General features: G+C 60.4%; 19 protein-coding genes. 12 read left to right on the top strand and 7 right to left on the bottom strand.

The features are described from left to right. Positions 1–201: 201 nt before the first annotated feature. A complete protein-coding gene (motA, locus tag QB905_RS02880; protein ID WP_282973066.1) occupies positions 202–1,074 on the bottom strand; it encodes a flagellar motor stator protein MotA in 873 nt (290 codons plus the stop codon). 128 nt (positions 1,075–1,202) lie between these two features. Then, positions 1,203–2,525, bottom strand: coding sequence for a lytic murein transglycosylase (locus QB905_RS02875; protein ID WP_282973065.1), 1,323 nt, complete (start codon positions 2,523–2,525; stop codon positions 1,203–1,205). A gap of 275 nt (positions 2,526–2,800) precedes the next feature. Here QB905_RS02875 and ykgO point away from each other — a divergent pair, with 275 nt between their 5' ends. From ykgO to QB905_RS02855, 4 genes are all read left to right on the top strand, one after another. After that, the gene (gene ykgO, locus QB905_RS02870) at positions 2,801–2,926 is read left to right on the top strand and encodes a type B 50S ribosomal protein L36 (RefSeq protein ID WP_006274063.1); all 126 of its coding nucleotides are present in this window, start codon (positions 2,801–2,803) and stop codon (positions 2,924–2,926) included. A 223-nt stretch (positions 2,927–3,149) separates the two neighbouring features. Beyond that, the gene (locus QB905_RS02865; RefSeq protein ID WP_282973064.1) at positions 3,150–3,425 is read left to right on the top strand and encodes a DUF2312 domain-containing protein; all 276 of its coding nucleotides are present in this window, start codon (positions 3,150–3,152) and stop codon (positions 3,423–3,425) included. A gap of 86 nt (positions 3,426–3,511) precedes the next feature. Continuing rightward, positions 3,512–3,931, top strand: coding sequence for a hypothetical protein (locus QB905_RS02860; RefSeq protein ID WP_282973063.1), 420 nt, complete (start codon positions 3,512–3,514; stop codon positions 3,929–3,931). Beyond that, on the top strand, positions 3,928–4,914 hold the full coding sequence (locus QB905_RS02855; protein ID WP_282973062.1) for a glycoside hydrolase family 71/99 protein: 987 nt from the start codon (positions 3,928–3,930) through the stop codon (positions 4,912–4,914). The genes QB905_RS02860 and QB905_RS02855 overlap by 4 nt, the downstream gene beginning before the upstream one ends. On the opposite strand, the gene QB905_RS02850 is transcribed toward QB905_RS02855, so the two are convergent. Then, a complete protein-coding gene (locus tag QB905_RS02850; RefSeq protein WP_282973061.1) occupies positions 4,911–6,035 on the bottom strand; it encodes a lactonase family protein in 1,125 nt (374 codons plus the stop codon). The genes QB905_RS02855 and QB905_RS02850 overlap by 4 nt on opposite strands. A gap of 98 nt (positions 6,036–6,133) precedes the next feature. Next, a complete protein-coding gene (locus tag QB905_RS02845; RefSeq protein ID WP_282973060.1) occupies positions 6,134–7,609 on the bottom strand; it encodes a sigma-54-dependent transcriptional regulator in 1,476 nt (491 codons plus the stop codon). Positions 7,610–7,841: 232 nt separating this feature from the next. Here QB905_RS02845 and QB905_RS02840 point away from each other — a divergent pair, with 232 nt between their 5' ends. The 7 genes from QB905_RS02840 (at position 7,842) to QB905_RS02810 (ending at position 14,489) form a co-directional block, all read left to right on the top strand. Next, on the top strand, positions 7,842–9,641 hold the full coding sequence (locus QB905_RS02840) for a M3 family oligoendopeptidase (RefSeq protein WP_282973059.1): 1,800 nt from the start codon (positions 7,842–7,844) through the stop codon (positions 9,639–9,641). A 151-nt stretch (positions 9,642–9,792) separates the two neighbouring features. Further along, positions 9,793–10,038 (top strand): aa3-type cytochrome c oxidase subunit IV, encoded by a 246-nt coding sequence (locus tag QB905_RS02835; protein WP_282973058.1) that lies wholly within the window; start codon positions 9,793–9,795, stop codon positions 10,036–10,038. A gap of 349 nt (positions 10,039–10,387) precedes the next feature. Continuing rightward, the gene (locus tag QB905_RS02830) at positions 10,388–11,527 is read left to right on the top strand and encodes a Re/Si-specific NAD(P)(+) transhydrogenase subunit alpha (protein ID WP_282973057.1); all 1,140 of its coding nucleotides are present in this window, start codon (positions 10,388–10,390) and stop codon (positions 11,525–11,527) included. Next, positions 11,524–11,916 carry a nuclear transport factor 2 family protein gene (locus QB905_RS02825; protein WP_282973056.1) on the top strand — a complete coding sequence of 131 codons (393 nt, stop codon included), beginning with the start codon at positions 11,524–11,526 and terminating at the stop codon, positions 11,914–11,916. The genes QB905_RS02830 and QB905_RS02825 overlap by 4 nt, the downstream gene beginning before the upstream one ends. Continuing rightward, entirely contained in the window at positions 11,903–12,238 is a 336-nt protein-coding gene (locus QB905_RS02820) for a proton-translocating transhydrogenase family protein (RefSeq protein ID WP_282973055.1), read from the top strand. The genes QB905_RS02825 and QB905_RS02820 overlap by 14 nt, the downstream gene beginning before the upstream one ends. After that, positions 12,239–13,660, top strand: a complete 1,422-nt coding sequence (locus QB905_RS02815) for an NAD(P)(+) transhydrogenase (Re/Si-specific) subunit beta (protein ID WP_282973054.1) — start codon at positions 12,239–12,241, stop codon at positions 13,658–13,660. It abuts the gene before it with no gap. Between the two features lie 106 nt (positions 13,661–13,766). Next, positions 13,767–14,489 (top strand): hypothetical protein, encoded by a 723-nt coding sequence (locus QB905_RS02810; RefSeq protein ID WP_282973053.1) that lies wholly within the window; start codon positions 13,767–13,769, stop codon positions 14,487–14,489. Between the two features lie 316 nt (positions 14,490–14,805). On the opposite strand, the gene QB905_RS02805 is transcribed toward QB905_RS02810, so the two are convergent. From QB905_RS02805 to rpsU, 3 genes are all read right to left on the bottom strand, one after another. Further along, positions 14,806–15,300, bottom strand: coding sequence for a hypothetical protein (locus QB905_RS02805; RefSeq protein ID WP_282973052.1), 495 nt, complete (start codon positions 15,298–15,300; stop codon positions 14,806–14,808). Positions 15,301–15,391: 91 nt separating this feature from the next. Further along, positions 15,392–15,820, bottom strand: a complete 429-nt coding sequence (locus QB905_RS02800; RefSeq protein WP_282973051.1) for an acyl-CoA thioesterase — start codon at positions 15,818–15,820, stop codon at positions 15,392–15,394. Positions 15,821–15,934: 114 nt separating this feature from the next. Beyond that, positions 15,935–16,180: a 30S ribosomal protein S21 gene (gene rpsU / locus QB905_RS02795; protein ID WP_282975559.1), complete on the bottom strand. Its 246-nt coding sequence runs from the start codon at positions 16,178–16,180 to the stop codon at positions 15,935–15,937. A 262-nt stretch (positions 16,181–16,442) separates the two neighbouring features. Between rpsU and QB905_RS02790 the strand changes: the two genes are divergently transcribed. Then, positions 16,443–17,111 carry a COQ9 family protein gene (locus QB905_RS02790; RefSeq protein ID WP_282973050.1) on the top strand — a complete coding sequence of 223 codons (669 nt, stop codon included), beginning with the start codon at positions 16,443–16,445 and terminating at the stop codon, positions 17,109–17,111. Positions 17,112–17,198 lie beyond the last annotated feature (87 nt).

The raw sequence follows: 17,198 nt of genomic DNA, 5'->3' as shown, positions 1-17,198 counted from the left end.
AAAACCCATACCGAAAAGCCCCGAGTCTCGCAAGGGCTTATTTCACAAAACTGTGATCGTGGCAGCGACAATCTCAATGCTTTTCAGATGAAGTGACGAATTTGGGCCACAAATACAAGCCGTAAAGCGACCGCTGCGAGACAAGACGGTGGAAAATTGTGAACACAGGCCCGTCAGAAGGCCCCCTCATAGCGCAAGGGATCAGGCGGCTTCGGCCGGTATGTTGTTCAGCGCCTCTTCCATTTCCAGGAACGACGGCTGCGATTCCGACGGGATCGAACCGCGACCGATTTCGACGGAGATCTGGGCGGCATTGCCATGCAGATGGGCCACCAGAACGGACTGGATGATCTTGTAAAAAGCCCCCTCTTCATCGACCACCGCGCCCATGCGCGCCGAAAACGGCGCCACCAGCCCATAGGCCAGGAAGACACCCATGAAGGTGCCGACCAGGGCCGAGCCGATCATGGCGCCCAGGATTTCCGGCGGTTCGGTGATCGATCCCATCGTCTTGATCACGCCCAGAACGGCGGCCACGATACCGAGCGCCGGCAAGGCGTCGGCCATGTTTTGCAAGGCGTGCGAAGGCCCCAGCGCCTCGTGATGGTGCTTTTCCAACTGGGTTTCCATGGCGCTTTCGACCTGATGCGGATCTTCGAGGTTCATGGTCATCATGCGCAGGGTATCGCAGATAAAATCGGTGGCGAAATGGTCTTTGACGATCTTGGGGAAGCGGTTGAAGATCGAGGACTCATGCGGCTTTTCGATATGGCTTTCCAGTGCGATCACGCCCTTGGATTTCATCGTCTTGGTCAGCAGGAACAAAAGCGATAACAGGTCACGGTAATCGGATGCCTTCCATTTCGCGCCGCTGAAAATCTTGCCAAAGCCCCCGGCAATGCCCTTGATCGTGGTCAGGCTGTTGCCGATCAGGGTGGCGGCGATGGCCGCCCCGCCGATACACATGAGTTCGTGCGGTGCCGCCTCGATGACCGGGGCCAGATTACCGCCCGTCATGATGTAGCTGCCGAAGACAGCGCCGAAAAGAAGAACGATACCGATGATCTGGAACATGAAAAATGACGACCTGCGACCTGAAAGATGTGGTCACTATCGCCGTTAATCATTAAGGGGCGGTTTCGACGCGGCGGCCTTAACCGCACTTTTTTACCGTATTATTGGCGCAACTGGCCTTATTTTGTTCAGGATACAGGCGTGGTGGCGCCCGCCGTATCCACCATAGATGTAAACCGGTTGGCCAGGTCGAAACTCAGATAGCCATCCGCCGCCAGGTGATTCGCCCTTTGCCATTCGCGGATGGCCTGGCGCGTGCCGGTGCCGATCACGCCGTCGATCGGGCCGGGATCGAAGCCCGCCGCTTTCAGCGCCATCTGGCTTTTCTCGCGCTGGTCGAGACTGAGTGGCGGCTCATCCGGCCAGGGCGTGACCAGAGGCGGTCGCCCGGCAATGCCATCGGCCAGCAGCCCCACAGCCAGGGCGTAGGCGGTCGAATTATTATATTTGCGGATGACATAATGATTGGGCAGGGCCAGAAAAGCCGGGCCCTTTGCGCCGGACGGCAACAGGAGCGTGGCCTCCTCATCCGCCTCGCCCGGCTTCCAATAGCCGTTATCGGCGCGCTTAACCCCCATAGCGGCCCACTGGGTCGGCGTCATCTGCTGGGTTTCGGCCAGATAATCATCAAACCCGACCGGCAGGATCACCTCGACCGCCCATTCCTCGCCCGGCTTCCATCCGGCCTTCGCCAGCAGATTGGCCGCAGACGCCAGGGCGTCCGAATTGGAATTCCAGATATCGATCTTACCATCATGATCGCCATCAACGCCGAGCGACAGATAATTGTCGGGTTCGAACTGGGTCTGGCCCATTGCACCGGCCCACGACCCCTTCAGCATGGCGCGGTCGATCTTTCCCTGTTGTAATATGGTCAGAACGGCCAGCAACTGGCCCTCGGCCCAGTCGCGGCGGCGGCCATTATAGGCCAGGGTTGACAGCGCCGCCACGACATCGGTGGAGCCCTGAACGCGGCCGAGATCGCTTTCTATCGTCCAGATTCCGCCCAGAATTTCGGCGGGCACGCCATAGGTCTGGACAATAGTGGCGACATCGGGATCGGCATCGAGGGCGGCGCGCGCGGCAGCGGCGCGTGCGGGCGTTACGGTATTACGAATATAGGTGGAAAGCGGCTTCGAAAATTCCGGTTGCTGCGAGTCAGCCGAGGTGACACTTGGCAAAGGCTGCACGCCCGCCATCACATTGGTAACGAAGATCGGATCGAAGCCCTTCGCCACAGCCTTGTTGATAAAGCTCTGCCGCCAATCGTCAAAACTCATCACACCTGTGGCGGGCGGGGCCACCGCTGCGACCGCTGGCGCTTTGGTCGGCTGAGGTGTAACCGCCGCTGGAGCGGGCGCGGGCGCAGGCGCAGGCGGCAGGGCCGGAGAAGGCGCAGTTGAGGCGCAGGCCGTCAGAAGAACGCAGAAGCCAAGATAATGCGCGCGCATGGGATCTCCGAAATGATAGTGCCCGTTCAGGGTAGCCCGATTGCCCGGCACATGCCTAGCCACCCGCGCCTCACTTCGGCGTGAATCGGGCCTGCCATGTTATTTTCGCGCGAAATTTCCTTCTCAGAGCGAAATCATGGCAAACGGCGTTGACATTTCCCGACGCCTCCCCTAGATCGCTGCGCTCCGACGAAGTTGGCCATGTGCGCAATCGGCAAGATTGTTGTGTGCCGCCGCTTCTTCCAACGCCATTTTTTATAAGACCGGGTGAAACCATGAAAGTCCGCAGCTCGCTTAAGTCGCTTAAAGGTCGCCACCGCGATTGCAAGATCGTGCGCCGCAAGGGTGTCGTCTATGTGATCAACAAGACCGACCCGCGCTTCAAGGCGAAGCAAGGCTAAGCTCAGCAAGGCTGCGCCCGCAAGGCCGTATCTGCCGTCTTGATACTTATCGGATAACGCTTGGAGCCGCCGCGCTTCAGGCGTTTTTTCGTGTCTGATTTCCGGCTTTTTCGCAATTCATCCACAGATGAGCGTACTTATCCGCAAAGCCGAGATTGAGGTCGTGATTCGCATTGACTATGGTTAAGTGGAAAGCCCTTACCCGAACCGACAGGATTACCCTATGGCCGATGACGCCCCCGCCTTTGCCGCCGACGACGTGATTTCCGGCGCTGCCCAGACCCGCCTGCGCACCATTATCGAGCGTGTCGAACGCCTTGAGGAAGACAAGGCCGGTATCATGGCCGACATCAAGGAAATCTACGACGAAGCCAAGGGCGAGGGCTTTGATGTCAAAATCCTGCGCAAGGTGGTGGCCCTGCGCAAGAAGGACAAGCTGAAGCGCGAGGAAGAGGAAACCATTCTCGACCTGTACCTGACCGCCATCGGCGACCGTTGATTGCAGACAAAAACGCTTGACCCTTTGTTCAGACCATCCTCATCATCAAAAGATGAGGATGGTCTTGTCAGTTGTGCGCGGCGATCATGGCGTTTAAAGCGAAAACGCCCGCTGCCGGTATGCGCCGCAGCCAGCCGCTGACATCAAAATCCGGCTTGCAATCCAAGACATCCTTGCAATCCAAGACCGGTCTGAGCGCCAAATCCGGCCTGCAAACCCAGGCTGTCACGCCCGAAGAACGCCGCGCCCAGGAAAAGAAGGCTTTGCAAAAACGCACCCTGCGCGCCCTCGACAAAGCGCGGCAGGCCGCTGCCGAACAGGGTGTTGAGCTATCGGAATGGGAAGACGCCTTTATCGACAGCGTGAGTGAGCGTGTCAAAACCTATGGCCGCGCCTTCGCCGATCCCGACAAGGGCGCGATGAACGGCACACTCAGCCTGCGCCAGGGCATCAAGCTGCGCGAAATCCGCCAAAAAGCCGATAAAAAAGAGAAGACAAGACCGTGAATCTTGATCGCCGCACCATCGTCTCCGCCCTCGCCCTGCTGCCCTTCTGGCCTGCCTTGAGTCGCGCCGCGCCCGCCAGCAAGGAGGTGCTGGCCTTCTATTACGGCTGGTACGCCACCAAAGCCTTTTCGGGCCAGTCCGCCCACTGGCCGGACGCCGGGCCGGAGGACGTTATTCTCGACACGCCGCAAGGTGGCTTTTATGACAGCCTCGACCCGGCGGTGATCAAACGGCAGGTGGCGCAGGCGAAAGCCGCCGGTATGACCGGTTTCATCGCCTCGTGGTGGGGGCAGGATGACCGTACCGACAAGCAGTTGCCCCTGCTGCTCGATGCCTGCGCCGCGCAGGGGCTGAAGGTGTGCGCCTATGTCGAACCGGCGACCTCACCCGACAGCGTGGCGACGGATGTGCTGTACCTGCACAGCCATTACGCCCATCATCCGGCCTGGCTGAAACTGGCCGGTAAACCGGTCATCATGTTCTTCGACCGGCTGATGCAAAATCTCGGCCTCGACGGCTGGGACAAGGCGCGCAAGCTGATCGAAGCGAAGGCCCCCGGCGCTCTGGCCTTTATCGGCACGGCCAATACACTTGACGAAATCGCGCAACGCGGCCCGCATTTCGACGCCGTCCATATCTATTCCCAGCAGTTCGACATCGCCCATCCGCATTTTTTACGCGGCCTGTGGCGGGCGCATCATTACCGGCAATGGGTGCGCGCCCAGAAGGGGCTGGCCGTCACCACCGCCACCGTCCTGCCCGGTTTCGACGACCATCTGGTGCCGGGACGCGACGGCAAACGCCCGATCGTCAGGCGCGACGGCGGCCAGACCTTTCGGCGCCTGCTGGCCGACGCCATCGCCGCCAAACCGGACTGGCTGCTGATCGTCAGTTTCAATGAATGGCACGAAGGCAGCGAGATCGAACCCAGCACGCAATATGGCGACCGCGAACTGAAGACCGCCGCCGCCATTAGCTTTTAGATAAGCTGGCCGATAAAGACCGGCTGCGGCACCTTCAGAACCTGACCGGTCGAAGCCAGCGAACCGTCCGGTTTGACGCTGAACACATTGAGCGTGCCGCCATTCTGGTGGGCCACCACCACGCGCTGTTTGTCCTCCAGCAACAGGAAGAAGCGCGGCCAGTCGCCCTCGGTCGAAACGATCTGGCGCGTGGTCAGGCTGCCATCCGCCGCCACATCGTACACGATGATGCTGTTGTGGCCGCGATTCGACACGTAGAGCCGGTTCGTCGCCTGATTGAGCACGATATGCGCCGCCTGACTGTGACCGGTGAAATCGGCGGGGATGGTCGAAATCTGCTGCACGATGCTGAGCGTGCCGTCTTTTTCACGGCGCAGCACAAAGACGCAATTGCCCATTTCCGTCACCAGAAAGGCCAGAGGCTGGGACGGATGGAAGACGATATGGCGCGGCCCCTGCCCGCCCGGCAGTGTGACGGCGGTGAAGACATCGCCCACCGTCTGGCTGGCGGCATCGAACGGATAGCCGAGCACCTGATCGGTGCCGAGATCATTGCTGTAGATGAAATCCTGCTGCGGGGTAAAGCGCACGCAATGGGCGTGGGGGCCTGACTGGCGATCCTTATTCGGGCCGCTGCCCGTATTCCGGCGGATCGAGGCCGGTTCGAGCGGCGCGCCCGTGGCCGCATCGGTACGGTAGAAAACCACATCACCGGTATTGTAATTGGCCACGCCCAGCGTGCCGCCTGTATCGTCGGTCGAAACGAAACAGGGCGCGTCGCCGTGGCTGGAAACTTCCGCTACCGGCGTCCAGCTTCCGTCTTCGTGGCGCGCCCAGGCCCCCACCTTGCCGTCGGCCTGTTCATTGAGCATGTACCACAGCTTGCCGGACGGATGGCGCACGGCGAAGGAGGCGTTTTCGATCTGGGTTACAGGCGCGCCCAATGTCCATGTGTTGCTGTCGGCGGCATAGAAAAGCGGCACAATGCCCTTCGAGCTATCGGTCGTGTAGGCGCCGACGAAGAATTCCGAACCGGGCGTGGCGGCGCGGGCGGACAGGGACATGAATCCGAGCGCCGTGGTGGCGGCCAGCATCTGACGACGGTGAAGGGTAATGGGCAAGGCGCGACTCCGGGGCAAAAGAGCCATCCTAGAGCGAAACCGTGTCCGGCGCCAGAGCGCCAGCCCACTTCCAGAAGCGTCAGCCCGCTTCCAGAGCGTCAGCCCGCTTCCCTGACCATGTTTTCCAGACCGCAATCGCGCACCTTGCGATAGAGGGTGGAACGGCCAATCCCCAAACGACGCGCCACTTCCGACATGTGACCTGCATAGACGCCGATAGCGTGTTCGATCAGGTCGCGCTCGATTTCGTCGAGCTTACGCAGGTGGCCGGACTCGTCGAGGATGCGCACCGGCGTGTCCTGTAAGGCATTGATCGCCGCATGGTGCTCTTCGATAACGTGGACACCATTGGGGACGTGGACGCTATCGGGTTTGTCGTCCACGACAAACAGAGGGGCCGCCTTGCCGCTGATGGCCGGGAAATCAAAGGCTTGCAGATACGGGCTGTCGGACAGGACGATGGCGCGGTACACGGTGTTTTCGAGCTGGCGCACATTGCCGGGCCAGTCGAAGGCGCACAGCATCTGCATGGCCTCGCCCGACACGCCGGTGACGCGCTTGCCTTCTTCGATGTTAAAGCGGCGGATGAAGTGATCGATCAGGGCCGGAATATCGTCGCGGCGTTCGCGTAAGGCCAGAGCTTCCACCGGAAAGACATTGAGCCGATAGAATAAATCTTCCCGGAATGCCCCCGCCCTGACCTGATCGGCCAGATCGCGATTGGTGGCCGAGATAATGCGCACATCCACCTTGACCGGGCGCTTCGATCCCACCGGATCGATCTCGCCTTCTTGCAGCGCGCGCAGCAGCTTGACCTGCATGTCGAGCGGCAGTTCGCCGACCTCATCGAGGAAGAGCGTGCCGCCGCTGGCCTCCTGAAACTTGCCGAGATGCTTGTCGGAAGCGCCGGTGAAGGAACCCTTTTCATGGCCGAACAGGATCGATTCGACAAGATTTTCCGGCAGGGCACCGCAATTGACGGCCACGAACGGCTTGCCTGCGCGTTCGGATGATCCCTGAATGGCGCGCGCGATCAGTTCCTTACCGACGCCGCTCTCGCCTAAGATCAGCACCGGAATATTCGATTTCGCCGCCCGTTCACCCAGCCTGCGCACCATCTGCATGGCGGCAGAAGTGCCGATCAGATCATCGAACGAGGTACGATTGGTGTTGCGCTTTTGCAGGCGCTGCACCTCAGCCGACAGATCGCCCATTTGCAGGGCGTTACGCACCGATACCAGAATGCGTTCGGGCGAAGCGGGCTTGATAAAAAAGTCCTGCGCCCCGGCCTGCATCGCCTTGACCACTGTATCGATGCCGCCCGAAGCGGTCAGCACCACCACCGGCGTGCGGATACCGGCGGCGCGGATGTCCTTCAGTGTGTCGATGCCCGACTGTCCCGGCATGACCAGATCGAGGATCACGGCGTCGATGCCCTGCGCCTGACTGAGGCGTTCATAGGCCTGCGCACCATTCTCGGCGTGCAGGGCGGCGAAACCCTCGCGCTCCAGCACGGCCTGAATCAGGCGGCGCTGCGTCGGATCGTCGTCGCAGATCAGGATGGTTTTAGCCATATGGAAGTCACCCGTCATCATCATCGGCCCTGCCCGGCGGACACGACCTGTTTTGAGACATGTGTATCGTCTTGGGGTAAAAATCGGGTGTAGCCTTATCCTTAACGTTTCATTTTGAGTAGCGCTCAGGCGCATGTGCCACAGCATTGCGCAGGCGGCATGCCCGTTCGGTCGCTGGTCGCTGATAAATTACCTCTCGATTTTCGCGTCCGACAGGCTTATCAGAACGGCCATGACACAGATATTGCCGATTGACGCCGCCTCAGGCCTGCCCGTCTGGGATTTATCCGACCTCTATGTCGGCCCCGAAGACCCGCGCATCGCCGCCGATTTCGCGCGCGGCGAAGGCCATGTGAAAGAACTGGCGAAGCTGGAAAACGCCTTTATCTCCGCCCGCGCCAATCCTGAACGGCTGGGCCTGCTGATCGATCAGGCGGCCAGCCTTTATGAAAAGGCGATGGACGATATGGGCGGGGCCTTGGCCTATGCCACCCTGGCCTCGACCATCGACCGCGAAAACACCGCCATCGCCAAGCTGCAATCAGATTTATCGACGCAAGCCGCCATGATTTCGGCAGGCACACTTTATTTAAGCCTCGAACTGAACCGGCTCGAAGACTGGGAGATCGAGCAGGCTTTACGTACCACCGAAAAGGCGCAACGCTGGCGTCCGTGGCTGCGCCGCATTCGCGCCTCGCGTCCGCACGAGCTTTCGGCCGATCTCGAACGGCTGATGCTGGAGCGTATGCCCGCCGTGTCGCAATGGACGCGCCTGTTCGATGAAACCCTGACCCGCCTGCGCGCCAGGGTCGGACGCGAAAGCCTGACCCTCAACGACGCCCTGACGCGCCTGTCCGCGCCGCAGGCTTCGGTGCGCAAGGCCGCCGCCAAGGGGCTGACCGAAGCCTTACGCGACAATGCGCCCGTTCTGGCACTGGCCATGAACACGCTGGCTTTTGAAAAGCAGGTTGAGGATCGCTGGCGGAAGTACGAAGACCCCGCCGCCTCACGCCATCTCGCCAATGAGGTCGATAAGGACGCGGTCGATGCGATGGCCGAGGCCGTGTCGGACTCCTATGCCAGCCTGTCGCACCGCTATTATGCGCTGAAGGCCCGCGTCATGGGCAAAAAATCGCTCGATTTCTGGGATCGCAACGCCCCGCTCACCGAAGATGTGCAAAAGCATTATAGCTGGGAAGATGCCAAAAAAATCGTGCTCGACAGCTTCGCCCAGATGGGGCCGGAATTTGCCGCGCGCGCCCGCACCTTTTTTGAGCATCCGTGGATCGATGCCGCCCCGCGCGCCGGCAAATCGTCAGGCGCCTATGCCCATCCGGTGACGGCCAACCGCCATCCCTATGTGATGCTCAACTTCACCGGCGACCGCCGCGAGGTTCTGACCCTGGCCCACGAACTGGGCCACGCCGTTCACCAGACCCTGTGCCAGCCGCTGGGCTCGATTCTGGCCGACACCCCACTGACGCTGGCCGAAACCGCCTCGATTTTCGCCGAAGGTCTGGTGTTCGAGCATCTGGTGGCCACCGCCTCGCTGGAAGATAAAAAAGCCCTGCTGGCGGGCAAGATTGAAGACGGCCTCAATTCGGTTGTCCGCCAGATCGCCTTTCACCGCTTCGAGGAGAGGTTCCACGCCGCGCGTCTGGAGGGCGAGGTGGCGCTGGAGCAGATCAACGCCATCTGGCTGGACATCATGGGCGAATCACTTGGCCCCGCCATCAAGCTCAATGACGGTTATGAGGTGTGGTGGGCCTATGTCAGCCATTTCGTCCACGCGCCCTTCTATGTCTATGCCTACGCCTTCGGCGATTTGCTGGTATCGGCCCTGATGGAAAAGCGCCGCGAGGATCCGAAAAGCTTCGCGCCATTGTATGAGCAGCTTCTGGCGGGCGGCGGCACGAAAACCTACGTGGAAGCTCTGGTGCCTTTCGGCATGAACCCGCGCGACAAGGCCTTCTGGAAGATGGGCTGCCATCGCCTGGAAAGCCTGATCGAGCAATTCGAGGCGCTTTTTTAATCCCGCCCTGAAATGGTTTGGGTTTGTATCTGTTTTGCCTCGCGCTGAGCAGGCCATTGACCGAAGCGTCGGGCTTTTGTAAGAACACGGTATCACCGCGCACAAAAAAGCTGCGGCGGTTTATAAAAATACAGGTTTAGCGAGGATTCTCATGGCCGATCCCCACGATTCTTCCGACGACTATGTGCGCGGCGAGATGTATATACACGAGCATCAGGCCTCCTATCACCTGTTCAATGCCCTGACCAAATGGGTCAGTCTGCATATTGCCGTTCTGCTCGTCTTCCTCGTGCTTCTGACCTCCACCAAGGCGGGCTTCATCACTGCCTTTATCTGCGCGGCCATCGTCGCCGTGGCCGGTTTCTACTTTCTCAAGCAAAAAAACCCGTCGCACTAAATCCAGCGGCGTCTGAGAGAGAAACAAGCGGCCCCACCCTCTTCCCCATTCATGGGGAGGTGTCGAGCCAGCAAAGCGCGTCGAGACGGAGGGGTCGCTTTCTTCAGCAAGGGGCTGAATGCCGATCCGCCTCAGGCTTAAGATGCAATGATGATAGCGCTAACGGTCGCGCCGTCTCTGTTCGCGGTGGCCAGTTCTTAAGCGCACCCGCTGTAAACTTCCTGCAACAAGTCTTTGACTTGCGCCCGATTTGCTCATACCTAGCAACCATAACCAACAATCGCCCTGGCTGAGTCAGCGGCGAATAAAGCTGCGAATGCAGCCTTGCCACACTTCAAGAGGAAGCCAAATGGGCCTGACCCTTGCCATTACCTCAGAAACCGCCCCCGGCGAAACGCGCGTCGCCGCCACGCCGGATACCGTCAAAAAATGGGTTGCGGCGGGTCTGGCTGTGCGCCTGCAAACGGGCGCAGGTCTGGGCGCTTCCCTGCCTGACGATGCCTTCACCGCCGCCGGTGCCACCGTTGTCACAACCGCCGGTGACGCCCTGAAAGACGCCGATATTGTGCTAAAGGTGCGCGGCCCCTCGGTCGATGAGATCAAGGCGCTTAAACCGGGGGCCATCGTCATCGCTACGCTCGATCCCTACCGCGAAAAGGCGACGCTGGAGGCTCTGGCCACACAGGGCGCGTCCGCCTATGCGATGGAATTCGTGCCGCGCATCACCCGCGCGCAGGTGATGGACGTGCTGTCGTCGCAGGCCAATCTGGCCGGTTACCGCGCCGTGATCGAGGCGGCCAATGCCTATGGCAGAGCCTTCCCGATGATGATGACGGCGGCGGGCACAGTGGCCCCGGCCAAGGTCTTCGTCATGGGCGTGGGCGTGGCAGGCCTTCAGGCCATCGCTACGGCCAGGCGTCTGGGTGCAGTCGTCACCGCCACCGATGTCCGTCCGGCCACCAAGGAGCAGGTCGAAAGCCTGGGCGCGAAATTTCTGGCCGTCGAGGATGAAGAGTTCAAAAACGCCCAGACGGCGGGCGGCTACGCTAAGGAAATGTCGGCGGAGTACAAGGCCAAGCAGGCGGCGCTCGTCTCAAGCCATATCGCCAAGCAGGACATTGTCATCACCACGGCGCTCATTCCCGGACGTCCCGCGCCCGTGCTGGTCACGCGCGAACAGGTGGCCTCGATGAAGCCCGGTTCGGTGCTGATCGATCTGGCCGCGCCGCAGGGCGGCAATGTCGAGGGCTGCAAGGCCGATGAGATCGTCGATGCTAACGGCGTCAGGATCATCGGTTTCTCGAATATCGTCGCCAGCATCGCCGCCGATGCCTCGGCGCTCTATGCCAAAAACCTGCAAGCCTTTGTCGGTCTGCTGATCAACAAGGATGGCGAACTGGCCCCCGATCTGGAAGATGAAATCCTGAAAGCTGCGCTGGTCACCCAGGGCGGCGCCATCGTTCACCCCAATCTGAAAAGCGCATCATGAGCCCGGTTATCGACTACGAACAAAAGGCTCTGGCGTGGTACGCCGCGTGGAATGCGCGCGACGCCCAGGCCATATGCGAACTCTATGCCGATAATCTGGTCTTTATCTCGCCCTTCGTCGCCAAACTCGGCCTGTCGGAACGCGGCGTGCTGACCGATATTCAGGCCTTTTTCAGCTATGTTTCGGCCACCCTGCCGCGCGTACCCAAGCTGAAATACGAGCCGGTCGCCAATTGTGTCGGCGCGCAGGGCCATACGCTCGTCTATCGCAACCAGTCGAGCCATATCGTCGCGGAAACCTTTGAATATAACGATCAGGGCCTGATCCGTCTGGCCAATGCCGCCTTCTCGACGGCACCGATAAAAAGGAAAAATTATGGAAGCCGTTGATCCCACAATCTTCCGTCTGGCCATTTTCGTGCTGGCCATCTTTGTCGGCTACTATGTCGTGTGGAGCGTCACACCCGCCCTGCACACGCCGCTGATGGCCGTCACCAACGCCATTTCCTCGGTGATTATCGTCGGCGCTCTGATCGCCGCCGCCTCCAGCGCCGCGGGCATGGGTTCGGGCGTGTGGATTTCCAAGGGCGCGGGCGGGATCGCCTCGATGCTGGCCGCCGTCAATATCTTCGGCGGCTTCATGGTCACGCGCCGGATGCTGGCCATGTACAAGAAAAAAGAAAAACCGGCTGCGAAAGCGGAGGGAAAGTAAATGGATATTACCAACTTCGCCGCGCTCGCCTATCTCGTTTCGGGCGTTCTGTTTATTCTGGCCCTGCGTGGCCTGTCGTCGCCGGAAACTTCGCGCAAGGGCAATCTGTACGGCATGGTCGGCATGGCCATCGCCGTTGGCGTCACCCTGTTCAGCCTGCTGACCAAGGGCGATCTCGATCCGGTCACCATCGTCATCATCCTGTGCGGCATTGCGGTGGGCGGCATTGTCGGCTCCATCATCGCCAACAAGGTGGCCATGACGCAGATGCCGCAACTGGTGGCGGCCTTTCACTCGCTGGTCGGCATGGCCGCCTGCATGGTGGCCGTGGGGGCGCTCTATGCGCCGCGCGCCTTTGGCATTGATGACGGACTCGATGGTATCAAAACCCAGTCCCTGATCGAACTATCCTTAGGCTGCGCCATCGGCGCCATCACCTTTACCGGTTCGGTCATCGCCTTTGCCAAGCTCAATGGCAATATGTCGGGCGCACCGATCATCCTGCCCGCCCGCCACCTGCTCAATATCGTGCTGGCCCTGGCGGTTGTCGCCCTGATCGTCACCCTGATCCTGACGCACGGACTGGCCACTTGGCCCTTCTGGGGCATTTTCGCCGTCGCTCTGGTGCTGGGTATCACGCTGATTATCCCGATCGGCGGAGCCGATATGCCGGTCGTGGTGTCAATGCTCAACTCCTATTCGGGCTGGGCCGCCGCAGCGCTCGGCTTCACGCTGGAAAACATCGCCCTGATTATCACCGGCGCTCTGGTCGGCTCATCGGGCGCAATCCTTTCCTACATCATGTGCAAGGCGATGAACCGCAGCTTTATCTCGGTCATCCTGGGCGGCTTTGGCGGCGATACGAGCGCGGCCGCCGCCGGGGGCAAGATCGAGACACGGCCCGTCAAACAGGGCTCGGCGGATGACGCCGCCTTCATCATGAAGAATGCCTCAAAGGTCATCATCGTGCCCGGTTACGGCATGGCGGTGGCGCAGGCCCAGCACACTTTGCGCGAAATGGCCGACAAGCTTAAAGAGGAAGGCGTCGAGGTCAAATACGCCATCCACCCGGTGGCGGGCCGTATGCCGGGCCATATGAATGTGCTGCTGGCCGAAGCCAATGTGCCTTACGATGAGGTGTTCGAACTGGAAGACATCAATTCCGAATTCGCCACGGCGGATGTCGCCTTCGTCATCGGCGCCAACGACGTCACCAATCCGGCGGCCAAGACCGACCCGGCCTCGCCGATCTTCGGTATGCCGATCCTCGATGTCGAAAAGGCGCGCACTGTGCTCTTCATCAAGCGCGGCATGAGCGCCGGCTATGCCGGGGTCGAGAACGAACTCTTCTTCCGCGACAATACGATGATGCTGTTTGGTGATGCGAAGAAGATGGTCGAGGGCATCGTCAAGGCGCTGTGAAAAACGGGGTGGCCACGAAACCACCCCGTTCAGCTTCCATTCAGTCTTACATCCTTATAGATGTGACGGTAGATTTAAGACCGTAAGATCAGTTGTGATGGAAACCATGTCCGAAGCCGCCAAGCCTATGTTCAAGCCTGCCTCTGTAATGTCCCTGGCCCTGCTGGCCTGCGCCGCCCCGGCGCTGGCTACGCCCAGGCTGCCGCCCGCCACCACGGCCAATGGCATGGTGACGCAAAGCGCACAGGCCTCGCAGGCTTTTCTCGGCTACAAGAGCTTCCTCAATCTGTCGCCCGGCGAACGCGACCTGATCGACATCTATTACGTCCTGCGCATCAAGCATTGCGACGCCTCAAAGGTCAGGGCCACGCTGAACGATAATGGCCGCGCCATTCCGTTGCGCATTGAAGGCGATGGCCGCATCACGCCCTTGCCGACGCGCGCCCAGCTCAATAGCGACGCCACCATCACGACCGTGCGCCCCGAAACCTGCTCAGTGGCGATGAAGCTGAAGGTCACCCCGGCGCAGGGCCTGAGGCAGAGCTATGACGCGAATGGTCTGGCGCAGGGCATCCAGCAGGGCAATGACGCCATGAACAAGATCGCCGGTATTCTGGCCTTCACCCTGTCGAAACTCGACCGCGTTTATTTTGTCGGCGGCGGTGAGGCTGTGGCCACCACGGCCAGCGGCCCGCAACGTCTGCCGAAAACCACGCAGAACGGTGAATATCCGGCAGGCACGCCCTATTTCGTGCCCGGTGATGTGAAGGGGGCCACGCGCATTCAGCTCAGCCACATGCCGTCGAAAGTGTTGTTCGATACGAACTGAGGTGGCTTGCAGCCCGTCCGTGCCGCTCAGGCCATTGATCAGCTCGCCGCTCTCCTGAGTGGCAATGGGGCGGCGAAAGGCGTTGGCTCACGAGCACATGCCGCGACGTGTACCCTTGTACACGAGCCAATGCGCGCAGTGAGATGACGGCTTGCAGCCCGTCCGTGCCGCTCAGGCCATTGATCAGCTTGCCACTCTCCTGAGTGGCAATGGGGCGGCGAAAGGCGTTGGCTCACGAGCACATGCCGCGACGTGTACCCTTGTACACGAGCCAATGCGCGCAGTGAGATGACGGCTTGCAGCCCGCCAGTGCCGCTCAGGCTGCGGACTTGAGACTCTTCTGCACCGTCATATACATACCCAGCCAGCCACCCGCTACAGCGCAGATCACCACCAAAATCGGGCACAGCACAAACAGCGCCATGTCGTTGGGCAGACTCAGCAGGTCGATCCAGAAATAGGCGATGAGCAGGATACCGGTGATCCAGGCGGGAAACTGCCCCACCTTACCCATGCGCGTGGCGCAATAACCGCCGACCAGCGTACCGACCATCCAGGTGATCGGGATGACAAGAAACACCTGCAAGGCCACGGTTTTCATCAGTTCGGCCTTTTGCGCACCCTGCATCATGTAAAGACCCGGCGGAAACGGGAACATCTGATCGAGGACATATTTGGTGATGGTATAGACGAGCATACCGAGCAACAGACCGGACAGAACCGCCAGAACCACCACGAGAACCTGCCGGGTCTTGGCGTCGTCCCACGCGCTGAGCCAATCCTGAAAGCGGCTGAAGGATGACGGTTTCATGATGTCTGCCCCTGTTCTGAACCGGCTTTTTATCGCATGACGGCGATCATGGATCACAGTCATCACGGCCTGTTCATAGTGTTAACACAATTTATTCCGGAAGCGAGTCCTTGCTGTCGCCCGTCACGGCGGGCCGCGGCCGCCCCTGATCGTCGATGGCCACGAAGGTAAAAATGCCTTCGGTGACGTGCGTTTTCAGTTCGCCTTCGCGCGGGCGGCGATAGGCGTCCACCTTCATGCGGATCGAGGTGCGGCCCACGGACAAAAGCTTGGCATACACTGTCACCTCGTCGCCCACCTGCACCGGGGTGAGAAACACCATGCCATCGACAGCGATGGTGGCGACGCGGCCTTTCGAATAGCGGGCAGCGATATTTCCCGCCGCCAGATCCATCATCGACATCAGCCAGCCGCCGAAAATATCACCGGACGGATTGGTGTCCGAAGGCATGGCGGTGGTCAGGATGCCGAGATCGGCGGGGTCGGGGGCATCGGTGTCGATACCGGCGGATTTGGCCATGAGAGTGTTTCCGGCAAGTTGGATATGGCAAAAAAATAACGCCGGAACGAACCCGTCCCGGCGTTATGTGTAAATCTCCGAACGGCGCGCTGCAAAGGGCGCGCCGGACAGGTCTTACTTGGTGCGCGGGGCCGGCAGACCGCCTTCACGCTGCAAGCGCTTGCGGGCCAGCTTGCGCGCACGACGCACGGCTTCCGCCTGCTGGCGGGCGCGCTTTTCGGACGGCTTTTCGTAATGGACGTGACGCTTCATTTCGCGGAAGGAACCTTCGCGCTGCATCTTCTTCTTCAGGGCCTTCAGGGCCTGATCGACATTGTTGTCGCGGACAAAAATCTGTACCAGAGGTATCTCTCCATTCAGGGTGCGAAGGCTTGAGAGGGAAATGACCAGCCCTTGCGGGGCGCAATGCCTTCAGCCCGATAGTGAATAAAAACGTTAACCCGCCAACAGAAGCTGGCGGGCAGGTCGGGATTGCCTTACATGAGGCGCAAGCCCATGTCCAGCCAAAGCCCGCGCGAAAAGGGGAATTCGCGGTGATTTTTTGCCCCTTACCGCCATTTTGTTACACAAAGGCCGTAAACCGTCTCTTGGCGGCGGGCGATGCAGGCGCTATTCTCAGGCCATGACAGATCATGCCTCACCGCTGCGCACCGCTGAAAACCAGCTCGCCCAGGCCGTTATGCCCTATATCGCCACGCTTGGCCTCAATCGGCAAGCCGTGGCGGCGGGTGCACGCGCCGCCGGGTTTTCCGAAGCCGAGGCCAGCCTGATCGCCCCCAATGGGGCCGCCGACATCGCCGCTATTCTATGGCGAATGGCCGATGATGCGCTCGATGATCCCGATATGCGTCAATCTCTGGCCGCCATGAAGATTCGTGAGCGAATCGGCTTTCTGCTCAATCTGCGCCTTGATGCCGCCGCCGTTGATGGTGAGGTGGCGCGTCACCTGATGGGCTTTTTTGCCCTGCCCGGCCACGCCGTTCTTTATCATCGGCTGTTATGGGCCACGGCAGACCGTATCTGGCGGCTGGCCGGCGATGTGGCGCTTGATGAAAATCACTATTCCAAACGCGCCATTGTCTGCGGCATCCTGACCACCGCCCTGATGACGCGCCTGACGCAAGAGCGCGAAGCGCAAACCGCCCAGATCGCGCGCAATATCGAACAGGTCATGGCGTTTGAAAAGTTCAAGGCCAAACTGCCGAAAAAACCGGAAGACCTGCTGCTCGATCTCGGCAAAAAACTGGGCCGCTGGCGCTTCGGCAGCGTTCGCGTCGGCGAAACAGCATGAAAAACCTGCGCATCATGCTTGCTATCCTGTGGACTATGCTAGCTGTGAGCAGCGCGGCTCATGCGACGGCGGTCACCACCAGCGCTC

This window comes from Asticcacaulis sp. EMRT-3, from assembly GCF_030027245.1.
Lineage (GTDB): Bacteria > Pseudomonadota > Alphaproteobacteria > Caulobacterales > Caulobacteraceae > Asticcacaulis.
Note: the sequence above shows the minus strand (reverse complement) of the source record. Positions and strands in the feature narration are given on the sequence as shown.

What these genes read in the sequence shown, in the direction of transcription:
- motA (WP_282973066.1), bottom strand. Translation starts at nt 1,074, where the DNA reads ATGTTCCAGATCATCGGTATCGTTCTTCTTTTCGGCGCTGTCTTCGGC.
- QB905_RS02875 (WP_282973065.1), bottom strand. Translation starts at nt 2,525, where the DNA reads ATGCGCGCGCATTATCTTGGCTTCTGCGTTCTTCTGACGGCCTGCGCC.
- ykgO (WP_006274063.1), top strand. Translation starts at nt 2,801, where the DNA reads ATGAAAGTCCGCAGCTCGCTTAAGTCGCTTAAAGGTCGCCACCGCGAT.
- QB905_RS02865 (WP_282973064.1), top strand. Translation starts at nt 3,150, where the DNA reads ATGGCCGATGACGCCCCCGCCTTTGCCGCCGACGACGTGATTTCCGGC.
- QB905_RS02860 (WP_282973063.1), top strand. Translation starts at nt 3,512, where the DNA reads ATGGCGTTTAAAGCGAAAACGCCCGCTGCCGGTATGCGCCGCAGCCAG.
- QB905_RS02845 (WP_282973060.1), bottom strand. Translation starts at nt 7,609, where the DNA reads ATGGCTAAAACCATCCTGATCTGCGACGACGATCCGACGCAGCGCCGC.
- QB905_RS02840 (WP_282973059.1), top strand. Translation starts at nt 7,842, where the DNA reads ATGACACAGATATTGCCGATTGACGCCGCCTCAGGCCTGCCCGTCTGG.
- QB905_RS02835 (WP_282973058.1), top strand. Translation starts at nt 9,793, where the DNA reads ATGGCCGATCCCCACGATTCTTCCGACGACTATGTGCGCGGCGAGATG.
- QB905_RS02830 (WP_282973057.1), top strand. Translation starts at nt 10,388, where the DNA reads ATGGGCCTGACCCTTGCCATTACCTCAGAAACCGCCCCCGGCGAAACG.
- QB905_RS02825 (WP_282973056.1), top strand. Translation starts at nt 11,524, where the DNA reads ATGAGCCCGGTTATCGACTACGAACAAAAGGCTCTGGCGTGGTACGCC.
- QB905_RS02820 (WP_282973055.1), top strand. Translation starts at nt 11,903, where the DNA reads ATGGAAGCCGTTGATCCCACAATCTTCCGTCTGGCCATTTTCGTGCTG.
- QB905_RS02815 (WP_282973054.1), top strand. Translation starts at nt 12,239, where the DNA reads ATGGATATTACCAACTTCGCCGCGCTCGCCTATCTCGTTTCGGGCGTT.
- QB905_RS02810 (WP_282973053.1), top strand. Translation starts at nt 13,767, where the DNA reads ATGTCCGAAGCCGCCAAGCCTATGTTCAAGCCTGCCTCTGTAATGTCC.
- QB905_RS02805 (WP_282973052.1), bottom strand. Translation starts at nt 15,300, where the DNA reads ATGAAACCGTCATCCTTCAGCCGCTTTCAGGATTGGCTCAGCGCGTGG.
- QB905_RS02800 (WP_282973051.1), bottom strand. Translation starts at nt 15,820, where the DNA reads ATGGCCAAATCCGCCGGTATCGACACCGATGCCCCCGACCCCGCCGAT.
- QB905_RS02790 (WP_282973050.1), top strand. Translation starts at nt 16,443, where the DNA reads ATGACAGATCATGCCTCACCGCTGCGCACCGCTGAAAACCAGCTCGCC.